Genomic DNA, 14,001 nt, shown 5'->3' on the forward strand with positions numbered 1-14,001 from the left:
ATTTACGAGGTGAAGTAAAAATGATCGATCAGCGAGCGTTAACGATTAAATTAAATCACGTGATTTTAATTGAAGGATTTCAAAAATTATCGATGAGTAAACTGGCTACGGCCGTGGATGTCAGTCGGGCAACCTTATATATCTACTTCAAGAATAAGGATGAAATTGTTCAAGCGGTGGTGGCACGGCACTTACAATTTATTACGGAAAATCCAGTACCCAAACAATTTGAAACACAAAATTTCTTGCCGATTTGGTTGAATTCGCTACTATTAATGGGTTCGACGACTGAGACGTTTACGACGGATTTACAACATGCGTATCCCGAATTAGCGCATCAACTTAATATGGCGTATCGAGATTACTTTCAACAGTTACGGACATATGTGGTACAAGGACAACAGGAACGGGTTATTCTCCCAGATTACACACCAGAGTTTGTGATTTTTCAAGCGGAGGCGTTGTTAAAAACGGTGTTACAGCAGGTAAGGTCACATCAACTCACACTGGATCAGGCTGAACGCTATATCGAGGATGGGTTGAAATTTCAGTTGCAGGGGCTGTTAACTGATGATGCTCGCAGTCAGGTCGATATCACAACGATTGAGCCATTTAAGACTGTGATTATGGCGGAGTTTCGAGCGACTTACGCCTTGATACCGTAACTCGTATTTAAAAATTAGATGCTAAAAAAGTCAGCGGCTAACATGACAGTTAACTGCTGACTTTTTTAGCATGGTTAATAACGAAGGTACTGTTGCTAGGCGTAGCATAACTATTTTGAGGTAGCCGTGCAATATTACGATTATAAATTTGGTTTATGACTTTTATTGATACTACTATTTAGTTAATACCTGTCTAAAAAGCTGATTCTGCGCATGTTTAGCTGTTATTTCAATTGGTTTATACTTATACTAGCAATTAAGGAGGTAAATTATGATTTTATAAGTAAATTAATTACTTACTTATAGCGTGGTACTCAATGCAAGTATTTTTAACTTAACTACTGGCATTACATATAGTTCTGAACTTTGGAGGTAATATTATGAGCAAACGGGTAGGTAGAATGGGATCAGAAGGTAAAATGCACTATAAGATTTATAAATCAGGAAAACAGTGGGTGACAGCTGGTATAACTGTTTTTTCAGTTGGACTGGGGTTAGCTGTTAACCAAGTCGAACAAGCACAGGCCGCTACTAATGCCAACACTGATGGTGCTGACATTAGTAGCACTAAAGTAAGTTCTGGCTCTGCGGTGACGGCAACAAATACTGTTGTGTTAAAGACTAGTACCGATGCAACTTCCGCGACTAGTGCTAAAGAGGAATCAAGCAGTGAATCGACTGTCTCGACTTCTAGTGCTAGTCAGGCCACATCGGCGTCAACGACTAGTTCGACAAGTAGTACAGCCACAAAATCAGATAATACTAATTCGGATGCTGCTAGTTCATCTTCGGTAGTTGCTACTCAATCAAGTGTCAGCAATCAAAATGAGCAATCAGCTAGTAGTTCAGCCTCGTCAGTTTCTAGTAGTGCTATTTCAAATCAAAGTAGTGCCAGTAGTGTAGCTAGCCAAGCTAGCAATGAGAGCGGTACTGAGTCTAGTTCTGCGACTGAGGTTACGACAACTCCAGTTACAAGTACTGCTACTAGTGATGTAACAACAGCGCAGTCCATGAGTAATACAAAATCTGAAATGGCGAAGACATCCGTGAATATGTTAAACACTGCTATTGAAGCAGCGGCGGCGACTTCAGTAACGACGACTGATACTAACGCTAAAACCACAACGACTACTATCACTGATAGCAATGGGGTTACGTTAACGATCATTGATTCTTATGGTAAGACGATGACATATAAAACGAATACCTATGATAGTGGGACTGGCCAAAATGGTCTTAATGATTTGCAAGTGTTATTGGAAGCTTCAGGCGATGGCGTTGCCGAGGGGGATGGGCTAGCAACGATGTATGTCCAAGACAGGGCTGGTAACTATTTGACTGATGAGTTTGGTCAACGCGTCAATTTGTTGTATACAATATTAAATGGAACTGATTCGAATGTGTTAGCCAACTATTTGACGGTTACGTATACGAATGTAGCTGGAACTGAATCAACTGATGTATCAAGTAGTTCTTGGAAAAGTCAAACGAATGCTGGAACTTATAAATTTACACTTACCCAAGCTGGAATACAATCCATATCAGATCTTTTAAGTGATGATAGTGATTACTATGATTTGCCTGCTGGTGAGACTATTACTGATTTTATACCAACCGATGACTCAACAGCGGACTATAGTTTCCAGATACAGATTGCTCCAGCAACGCTTGGTTTAGTTAATTCTGATACTAGTGGACTTAATCAGATTAATGTTAGCAAGGATAAGCAAAACTATAATGGCACAATTTCTCAATTACCGACAAAGATTCGATTATTTGATGGAACGGATCAGTCCCAACCAGCAATTGAGATTAAAAATGGGATTGTAACGACAGTAACATCTGCAGATGGTAGCTCTGCTAAAGTCGGTGATGTTGTTTTCACGAGTGATGATTTCTTGCAGATGTTTAATTATACTTATACGTCAAACACGGATAATTTAACTGGTGCAGATGCTGGTAAATATACGATTTCCTTAAGCGCAGAAGGCTTGGCTAAATTGCAGGCTTATTTGGGACAAAATTTTATTGTTGCATCAAGTGCTACTACTAGCAATGTACCAACTTTAACGATTGTAAAGTCTACGTTGGCTGTTAACGCGGCCAATGATGAAGTCACTTATGATGGCAAAAGCCACACAACGGCAGTGACGATTGGGACTAATTATGATGGTATTACTGCTGATGACTACACTACTATAATTGGTACCAATGCCGGTGAGTATACTATCACACCAACTTATACAGGAGCCAAAGCCGCAATTATAGCGCGTAATTATACGTCTACTGTAACCGCAGGAACACTAATAATTGATAAAGCAGCTGCAACAATTACGATTCCAAGTAAGACTTACTGGAACGATGGTACAGCGAAGAATTTAACCGCTAATGTTGATGGTACGGTCAATGGTGAAACGTTAAATTATAGTCTGACTGATGGTATGAGTACTACCGGAACGAAAACCATTACGGCTACCTATGATGAGCAAGATGGTATCAATCGAAATTATGCCATCAAAGTAATGGATGGCACGTTAACTATTGGTGATGTGGCAGTTCAATATCTTTATGAGCACACAAATGCTGATGGCACGACACAAGTGGATGCTACGGCAACCGGTACCGTGACACATGGTTCAGACGAAAGTGCCGCTGATTACTTGAATTACACGACTACCGCAAAACCAAAAACGGGTTATACATTGGTTTCAGATAATACTGGCTTAGCGGCCAATGGGACGTTAGCTAATGCTGGCGGTACCGTAGTGTATATTTATCATGCCAATACGGAAACCGCCACGGTCACATATGTTGATCAGTTGACGGGAAAAACAATTAAGACAGACTCGTTGGATGGATCTTATGGGACAACCGATTCTTATGCAACGACTAACACGATTTCAAACTATGAAAAAATAGGTTACAAGCTGGTTACTTCAAATTTCCCTGCTAACGGTGTGATCTATGATGAGGATGGCGTTACAAAAAATTATATTGTGATATTAAAGCATAAGACGGTTATTGTGACTCCAGATAATCCAGGGACACCGGGTCAACCAATTGATGCAAGTAATCCAGAAGGGCCAAAGTATCCGGCGGGAACAACGGCGCAAGATTTGACTAAAGAAGTCAGCCAAACAATTAAGTATCAGTACAAGAATGGGACGTCTGTTGGAGCAGATAATGTTCAAACGGTTACTTTCAACCGTGTTGCGGTTGTTGATGAAGTTGATGGGACAGTAACCTACATGGATTGGTTGAATGGTACGGTTGCAACTGGTCGTTATATAACGATTGAGTCACCGGTTATTATGGGTTACACGGCTGACAAACTGAGTGTGGCTGGTAACGATGCAGTAGCAAATACGGATCAGGATACCACAGTAGTCGTAACCTACAACGCTAATCCGGAAACAGCAACGGTAACGTATGTTGATGCGACAACGGGTAAGACTCTTGATGTAGCAAGTTTAACTGGAGATTTCAGCTCACAATCGGATTACCAAACTATGGATACGATTGCGAATTATGTTAAGAATGGCTATGAATTAGTGAGTGATGGCTATCCAACTTCAGGATTGATTTTTGATGAAGATGGGGTTACCAACAACTATGTCGTAACGTTGAAACATAAATTAGTGACGGTAACTTCAGATAATCCGGGGACACCAGGTCAACCCATTGACGCAAGTAATCCGGATGGACCAAAATATCCGGAAGGAACGTCTGTACAAGATTTGGTTAAAAAAGTTAGTCAGACGATTCATTATCAATATGCTGGCAGTGATGAGTCTGTTTTAGATATTGTTCAGACAGTTACTTTTAAACGCAATGCAATTGTCGATGAAGTTACAGGCAACGTAACTTACACGGACTGGTTAAATGGTGCCTCAACAACGGGGGGATATGTGACAATTGAAACACCTAATGTAGCTGGATATACAGCTGATAAGTTGAGTGTTTTAGGCAATAGTGCTGTCTCCTCGATGGACCAAGATACAACTGTAATCGTGACGTATACTGCTAATTAGAAATAGTGCAATGAACTAATAAGTATAAAGTGAACCCCCGAGAACGGACCTAAATCCAATCTTGGGGGTTCATTCTGTCTATTCTCATAAAAAAAGGGAGAGCATGACTAGATTGTTAAATTCAGTAATTAAGATAGCTATGCGAATAATATTTTTATAATTTCATCTATAAACTTAAAATCAAGGTATAAATAAAGATTTATACTGTTAAATGATACCAATATCAAATAATTAATACATATATAATTATATTCCGTCATGTTTTACTATTATTTTACTGAATCTAAACTTATACTAGTAATTGAAGGGGTCAATTAAATAATGGTTTCATAATTAAAGCAATTATATTGGGCCCTAGTGAGAAATTTTATGTTTACATATTTCAAGTTATTATTTGGAGGTAAGGGCTATGAAGAATCGGTTAGATCGGATGGCGTCAGAAGGGAAGACCCACTACAAGCTTTATAAGGCAGGGCGAAACTGGGTTACAGCTGGGATCACTGTTTTTACGGTTGGGGCTGGCTTGACCTTTAGTTTAGTTGATCAGGCTAAGGCCGCGACTAATACGAGTAGTAGTGAATCTGACAATAGTTCCAGTGTCAGTTCTAGTTCGACAACAGCTACAGAAAATACGGCGGTGCTAAAAACAACTAGCGCGGCCGCGACTTCAGCTAGTGCGACAGCTGCAACCAGTGTAGCAACAGCTAATTCAGCTGCCAGTGATAGTCATTCAACAGCAGCTTCGAATGCTAGCTCAACAGGTAGTACGGCTACTAGTACCGCTACTGAGTCGACTTCAACTAGTGCATCTTCAGCACAATCAACGGCCAAGAGTGCCACTTCAACAACTGACAGCCAAAGTACACAAGCTAGCAGTTCAGCCGCAACTAGTAGCAGTGCTTCTAGTCAAACGACCAGTACTGACTCAACCAGCAGTGCTAGCGGTGATACGGCTTCAACCTCTACTTCAACAGCGAATAGTAGTAGTACTCCAGTTACGAGTACTGCGACTAGCGCAACACCAGTAAAGTCGAGTGCTAGCCTCAAGTCCACTATGGCCAAGTCGGCTAAAATGGCGGCAGCAGCAACTTCAACAACGACCACAGACACTGATGCTAAAACTACGACGACCACTATTACTGATAGTAATGGGGTTACTTTAACGATTATTAATTCTTATGGTAAGACGATGACGTATAAAACGGATAGTGATGTTGGAGCTGGTTCTGCTGGTTTGCGAGATTTATATACGTTATTGGAATCTACAGATAATGGAATTGCTGAAGGCGACGGGTTAACAACGATATACGTTCAGGACAGTAAAGGTAATTATTTGACTGATAATTCTGGTCAACGTGTTAACTTGTTATTTTTGATGACGAATGATGGTGTGAGCGATGAATCATTAGCCGCTAATTTTACGATTACGTATACGAATGTAGCTGGGACAGTATCAACTGATGTATCAGCTGATACTTGGACTGATTTAACGGATGCTGGTACCTATCACCTGACCATTACATCAGCCGGTATACAGTCACTAACGAACCTTTTAGCTGACAAGGAAAGTAATTTTATCTTACCAGATGGTGAGACTGTTGCGGACTTTACACCTAGTTTTGATTCATCTGCAGATTATAGTTTTCAAATACAAATTGTACCTGCAACGCTTGGTCTTGTTACTAGTACTACTGGGATTAATGAGATTAAGGTTTCTAGTGAGTCACAGAACTATAATGGGACGATTTCTCAATCACCAAAAACAATTTCTTTATTTGATGGGACAAGCAGATCTCAGCCAGCAATTACCATTACTAATGGTATTGTGACAGCAGTGAAGTCTGCAGATGGCAGTTCAGCAAAAGTCGGTGATGTTGTTTTTACAAGTGATGATTTTTCACAGATTTTTACTTATACTTACACATCTAATGCGGATAATTTAACTGGAGCTGACGTTGGTAAATATACAATTTCATTAAGTGATACAGGTTTAGCCAAATTACAGGCCTATTTAGGACAGAACTTTATCGTTTCAGCAGCAGCTACTACTAGTAATGTACCAACGCTAACGATTAACAAGGCTACCTTGACTGTCAACACCGCTAGCGATGAGGTCACCTATAACGCTAAGAGCCACACAACGGGAGTTACCGTTGGGACTAACTATGATGGCATTGTGGCCGGTGACTACACGACAGCAACTGGGACTAATGCGGGCGTTTATCAAATCACGCCAACTTATACGGGCACAAAAGCCGCAATTATCGCACGTAATTATACGCTTAGCTCAGTGGCGGGAACCTTAACCATTGATAAAGCAGCTTTAACAGTTTCCGTAAAATCCGTTTCGGGTCGATATAAGAAAATATACGATTCTACAACAGGGACGTATCCTGCTGATGCATATCTATATGGGACCACGGCCAGTGTCACGACTGGAACTAACTATGACGGACTGACCTTTAGTGCAGTTAGTGAAGACGATGGTGTCACCACTGGTTATTCGAATGTTGGTGTGTATGCAATGACTGGGATAACTAGTGATGATCTTTCGAACTATAGCGTGGCTTACGTTGATGGGACGATTACGATTACGCCGATGCCAATAACAGTAAGAATTAATACCTTCACCTCCACCTATAATCATACAGCTCGGACGTTGACCACTGACGTTGTTAGTGGGACTAATTTTGATTATATGACCTTTACAGCGACTGGGGCTGATGGTAGTGGTAATGGGTCTTATACGAATGCTGGTACTTACCTGATGACTGGAACGACTGTCTCTGATCTTTCTAATTATACTGTGACGTATCAAGATGCTTATATGATCATTAACCCCATCGTCATGACAGTAACTGTTGCTGCTTCTGAAGTGACCTATGACAAGCAAGCTCATGGAACGACTGTTAAAAGCACGGGTTCTAACCCTGATAAAATGGTATTTACTGCAGTTGCTGCGGATGGCAGTGGTAATACAACTTATACGAATGTTGGTAGCTATACGATGACTGCGACAACTGACAACGTTAATAGTATTAATTATACGATCACGTATGTTAATGCCGACTTAGTCATTGATCCGGCAGCGTTAACGGTGACAGTCAATAATCAGACGCTAGATTATAATGGTCAGACTCAGGGGACAACTGCTACGCTGACTAGCGGGACCAATTACGATAATTTAACGCTCTCTGCGGTTGCCAAAACTGACAGTAGTATCACGGGATACAAGAATGCTGGTAGTTATGCCATGACAGGACTAGCGAGTGGGACTGGTTCGACCAATTATACTATTACTTATGTTGATGGAACGTTAACCATCAATAAGGCTGCCTTAACGGTCACTGCTAATGACAATACGATTATCTATGATGGTCAAACACACGGAACGAGCACGACCGTCACTAAGGGTACGAACTATGATAATCTGACGTTTGACGCAGTCGCCAAGACGGATGGGACAACGACTGGCTATACCAATGTGGGTAGTTATACCATGACAGGTATGACCACTGATGATACGGCTAACTATGACATCACTTATGTTGATGGGACTTTGGTTATTAATAAGGCCCAATTAACGGTGTCTGTCGATGATTTAACGAAAGTTTATGATGGCAATACCTATGGCACAACTGCCACGGTCACGAGTGGTGATGATTATGATAATCTGACTTTCAACGTGGTTGCTAAGAGTGACAATAGTACAACTGGCTATAAGAATGTTGGTAGTTACACGATGGTCGCTTCAGCTAACGGCACGACTGCGGCTAATTACGATATTAATTATGTTGATGGGACGATTACCATCACCCCAGCAGCTTTAGTTGTGACTGTCGATAAAAGTGCGGTAACTTACGATAAAACAGCGCATGGGACAACGGTTAGTGTTGCCGGTAATGATTATGATAATCTAACTTTTAGTGCGACTGCATCGGATGGCAGCGGCAATGCTACTTATACGAATGCTGGTACTTATGACATGACTGGAACGACTAGTGATGATACGTCTAACTATACGATTACTTACGTTGATGGGACGTTAACGATCAATAAAGCAACGTTAACAGTGACGGTCAATGACAGTAAGCTGACTTATGATGGTCAAGCGCATGGGACAACGACCGTTACTAGCGGCACAAACTATGATGATTTGACATTTGCGGCCGTTGCTAAAACTGACGGGACCACAACTAGCTACACTAATGTGGGTAGTTATGGTATGACGGGAACGACGACTGACGATACGTCAAACTATGCGATTACTTACAAGGATGGCACGTTAGTTATTGATAAAGCCGCATTGACGGTGTCCGTTAATGCTTCAAATCAGGTATACAATGGTCAGAATCACGGGACCACTGCTGGAGTCACGAGTGGTGATGATTACGATAATCTGACTTTCAACGTGGTCGCTAAGAGTGACAATAGTACGACTGGTTATAAGAACGTCGGTAGTTATACGATGGTTGCTGTAACCAATGACGCGGCTGCGGCTAACTACGATATTAGTTATGTTGACGGAACGTTAACGATCACGCCCGCAGCTTTGACAGTGACGGTCAATGGCAGCACGATTATCTATGATGGTAAAGCGCACGGAACGGACACGACCGTTACCAGTGGCACGAATTATGATGATTTGGCGTTTGATGCTGTTGCTAAATCAGATGGGAGCACCGCTAGCTATACGAATGTCGGCAGCTATGACATGACAGGAATGACGACTGACGATACGTCAAACTATACCATCACTTATAAGGATGGCACGTTAGTTATCAATAAGGCTCAATTAACGGTAGCTGTCGATAATTTAACGCAAGTCTACGATGGTAAAACTCATGGGACAACTGCCAAAGTCACGAGTGGGAATGATTATGATAATCTGACTTTCAATGTGGTGGCTAAGAGTGACAATAGCACGACCGGTTATAAGAATGTCGGCAATTACACGATGGTCGCTTCGGCTAATGGTACGACTGCGGCTAACTACGATATTAATTATGTCGATGGGACGATCGCCATTACGCCAGCTGCTTTAACGGTCACGGTTAATAATAATAAGGTCACTTACGATAGTCAGGAACATGGCACAACTGCTAGCGTGACTTCCGGTGACAATTACGATAACTTGGCATTTACGACCATTGCTAAAGATGGGACTGCGACAAGCTATAAGAATGTGGGTAGTTACGCGATGACTGGTGCTACAGCGGATAACGCTGATGGCAATTACACGATTACCTATGTGGACGGGACGTTGGCGATTACGCCAGCCGCCTTAACGGTCACCGTTAACAATCCTTCAGTGACCTATGACGGCCAAGAACATAGCACGACTGCCAGTGTGACTGATGGAACTAATTATGATAACTTGACGTTTACGACTGCGGCAGCAGATGGCACAACGAGCTATAGAAATGTTGGCGAGTATGTCATGACTGGGACAACTGCCGATAATGTTAACAATAATTATACGATTACCTATGTCGATGGGACGTTAGCGATTACGCCAGCTGCTTTGACAGTTACGGTCAATAATAATACCGCTGTTTATGACAGCAAGACTCATGGGACGACCACCACCGTTACTGATGGGACTGACTATGACAACCTCGTGTTTACTACGGTTGCTAAGAGCGATGGCACCACGATGAGTTATAAGAATGTCGGTAGTTATGCGATGACTGGTCAAACCGCGAGCGCTGATGCATCTAATTATGACATCACCTATGTCGATGGGACGTTAGCGATCACGCCGGCAAAATTGACGGTCACAGTTAATAAGGACAGCGTGACTTATGACGCTAAGAATCATGGCCTGACTGCTGGTGTAACGAGCGGAACTAATTATGACAATTTGACGTTTAACACAGTTGGTACAGACGGTGTCACAACCAGTTATAAAAATGCTGGTAGTTATACCATGACTGGGACGACTACTGATAACACTAATAATAATTATGATATTAGTTACGTGGATAATACGTTAACCATTACACCAGCCGCTTTGACGGTCACGGTTAATAAGGATAGTACCGTTTACGATGCTAAAGATCATAGCTTGACGGCTGGCGTCACGGCCGGGACCAATTATGATAATTTGATGTTTACCACAGTTGGTACGGATGGGACGACCACTAGCTATAAGAATGTTGGTAATTACGTCATGACCGGTACCACGACAGGCAATACTGCTGGCAATTACACGATTAGTTATGTCGATGGGACGTTAGCGATTACGCCAGCTGCTCTGACAGTAACGGTTAATAAGAATGCGGCTACTTACGACGGTCAAGCTCATGGGACAACTGCCAGTGTGACTGACGGGGACAATTATGATGGCTTGAGCTTCACAACGGTAGCTAAGGGTGGCACGGCAACCAGCTATACCAATGTCGGTACGTACACGATGACGGGTACCACGACTGGTAATGCTAATGGTAATTACAATATTAGTTATGTTGACGGCGACTTAGTGATTGCACCAGCTGTATTGACGATTACGGTTAACAATAATCAAGTGACTTACGATGGTAAGACGCATGGAGCCACGGTGACCGTTGCGGGTGACAACTACGATAATTTGACGTTTGCGGCGGTTGCCAAAGACGGCAGTGGCTCAACGTACACGAATGCGGGCACTTACGCAATGACCAGTGCCGTGACCGGTGATGTCGCTAATTACACGATTAAAACGGTTGATGGTCAGTTGATCATCAATAAAGCGGCGGCGACAATTAATGTTGCGGGTAAGACTTACTGGTATGACGGTACGAAGCATGATTTGACTGCTTCTGTAACTGGGATGGTTAATGGCGAAACGCTGAACTATACGTTGACGGATGGCGCAAGTGCAGTTGGTACTAAGGCTATCACGGCTCAGGTTACGGCTGATGATGTGGCTCAAAACTATGACGTGACCGTTAATGATGGCACGTTGACCGTTGGTGATGTCACCGTTACCTATATTTATCAATATATGGGGGCGGACGGCAAGTTGCACACGGCTTCGACCAATAGTACGACGGCTAGCCACGGTACGGATGCTACTGCGAGTGACTATCTGAGTTATACATCGGCGCCACAAGCTAAGACGGGGTATAGTCTGGTTTCTAATAATAGCGACTTGGCAGCGAACGGTACTTTAGCGGGTGTTGGTGGTAATGTGGTCTACACTTACCAAGCCAATACTGAAAAGGCCACTGTCACTTACGTTGATCAGACAACTGGTAAGACCTTGACGACGGCTGACTTAACGGGTGCCTACGGGACGACTGATAGCTATACAACGGCGGATAAAATTGCGGCGTATGAAAAATTAGGATATCAACTAGTTGACTCGGACTTCCCAACGACGGGAGTTAGCTATGACCAAGACGGCGTCACTAAGTCTTACACGGTTAATTTGGTTCATCGGATGTTAGAAGTAACGGTTACGACGCCGGGTAAACCTGGGGAACCTATTGATACTGATAATCCGAATGGCCCTAAATATCCTAGTGGGACGGCGACGACTGATTTAACAGCAACGAGTCACCGAACGATTAGTTACGTTGACGTTAATGGCAAGACGATGCAACCTAGTGTTGATCAAAGTGTCACTTATCAACGGACTGCTATGATTGATGTCGTGACTGGTGTAGTCACCTATGCGGATTGGACAACCGATCAAGCCGACTATCAACAAGTTGATTCACCAGTTGTAACGGGTTATACCGCTGATCAAACTAGTGTTGGCAAGGCAACCACTGCTGCCGGTGATAGTGATACTTCGGTTAAGGTCGTTTATACGGCCAACACAGAACACGCCACGATTACTTACGTCGATCAAACGACGGGTAAAACGTTGACGACGGATCAACTGAGTGGCCAGTATGGCACAACGACTACTGATACTTCAGCGGCAGCAATTGCTAAGTACGAAAAACAAGGTTACGAGTTGGTCGGTTCCGATGTACCAGCAGCTGGCATTGTCTACGATCAGGATGGGGTTGTTAAGCAGTACACGGTTACCTTGAAACATCGGGTGACGACTGCGACACCAAGTCATCCAGGGACTCCAGGCCAACCAATCAATGCTGACAATCCAGATGGACCTAAGTATCCAAATGGAACGGGCGCTACTGATTTAACCGCCACGAGTCATCGGACAATTAATTATGTTGATGCGAATGGCAAGACGATGAAGCCAAGTGTTGTTCAGACGGTAACGTACCACCGGACGGCTACGATTGACGTGGTCACTGGCGAGGTTACTTACTCGAAATGGACAACTGATCAGGCTGACTATCAACAAGTCGTTTCACCAACCATTAAAGGATATCAGGCAGATCAAACGCAAGTTGATGGTGAGACTGTCACAGTTGGAACGGCTGACACTTCAGTTAATGTCGTTTATACGGCTAATACTGAACATGCTACGGTGAGCTATGTTGACCAAACCACGGGTAAGCTGTTGACGATGGTTGATTTGACGGGCGCTTACGGGACCAACGATGCTTATACGACTGCGGCAGCTATTGCTGAGTACAAAAAGGCTGGCTACGTCTTAAGTAGTTCTGATTTTCCAACTAGTGGTGTTGTTTATGATGAAGACGGTACGGTGAAGAATTACACGGTACGTTTGACACATGCAAGCAGCGCAACAACGGAGACTAAGACAATCAAGCAGACGATTCACTATCAGGATAATAAGGGAAATGCGTTACAAGATGATACTGATAGAACGATTACGTTTACGCGCACTAAAAATGTCGATCAAGTCACGGGTGAGACTACTTATAGTGGTTGGTCAACGACACAAACCGCTAGTTTTGATGCGATGACAGCACCTGAGATTGCTAAGTACCATGCTGATACAACTGGGACACAAGCAGTAACAGTTAGTGCTGACAGTCTTGATGATGAGCAAACGATTGTTTACACCTTGGATGATGATAATGGGTCAAATGGTGAGACACCAACTGATCCAAAAGAACCCACTGAAGTTGTTGAGTCACCGGATCAAATCAATCCGGGGTCAGAACAATCTGAGACTGAAGCGAGCGTAACGAATAAAAAACAGCAGTCTTCAGTAGTTAAAAAGAATGCTGCAACTGTTACAACGAATGAAAATCATGTTCAACCATTAACTGACCATTCAACAAATCAACAAGCAGAATCAAAACAGGCAACGTTACCACAAACGGGTGATGATCGCCAAGCAAGTATTGCGGCAGAATTACTTGGGCTAACAGCCGCTACGTTACTAGCTGGTTTAGGAATGATTCTTCGGAAACGACATGAATAACAGAGCGTTA

General features: G+C 42.9%; 3 protein-coding genes. All 3 read left to right on the forward strand.

Features of this window, described 5'->3' with window-relative positions:
• The first annotated feature begins 20 nt into the window (after positions 1-20).
• The 3 genes from ACG95_RS04910 to ACG95_RS04920 all read left to right on the forward strand — a co-directional run bounded on the left by ACG95_RS04910 (position 21) and on the right by ACG95_RS04920 (position 13,991).
• Positions 21-665 (forward strand): TetR/AcrR family transcriptional regulator, encoded by a 645-nt coding sequence (locus ACG95_RS04910; protein ID WP_047999439.1) that lies wholly within the window; start codon positions 21-23, stop codon positions 663-665.
• Positions 666-1,045: 380 nt separating this feature from the next.
• The gene (locus tag ACG95_RS04915; RefSeq protein ID WP_047999461.1) at positions 1,046-4,696 is read left to right on the forward strand and encodes a mucin-binding protein; all 3,651 of its coding nucleotides are present in this window, start codon (positions 1,046-1,048) and stop codon (positions 4,694-4,696) included.
• Positions 4,697-5,105: 409 nt separating this feature from the next.
• Positions 5,106-13,991 (forward strand): mucin-binding protein, encoded by an 8,886-nt coding sequence (locus ACG95_RS04920; RefSeq protein ID WP_047999440.1) that lies wholly within the window; start codon positions 5,106-5,108, stop codon positions 13,989-13,991.
• Positions 13,992-14,001: the final 10 nt, after the last annotated feature.

It is taken from the genome of Lactiplantibacillus herbarum, assembly GCF_001039045.1.
Taxonomy (GTDB): Bacteria; Bacillota; Bacilli; order Lactobacillales; family Lactobacillaceae; genus Lactiplantibacillus; species Lactiplantibacillus herbarum.

Coding starts and splice junctions, on each gene's coding strand:
- ACG95_RS04910 (WP_047999439.1), top strand. CDS start 21: ATGATCGATCAGCGAGCGTTAACGATTAAATTAAATCACGTGATTTTA.
- ACG95_RS04915 (WP_047999461.1), top strand. CDS start 1,046: ATGAGCAAACGGGTAGGTAGAATGGGATCAGAAGGTAAAATGCACTAT.
- ACG95_RS04920 (WP_047999440.1), top strand. CDS start 5,106: ATGAAGAATCGGTTAGATCGGATGGCGTCAGAAGGGAAGACCCACTAC.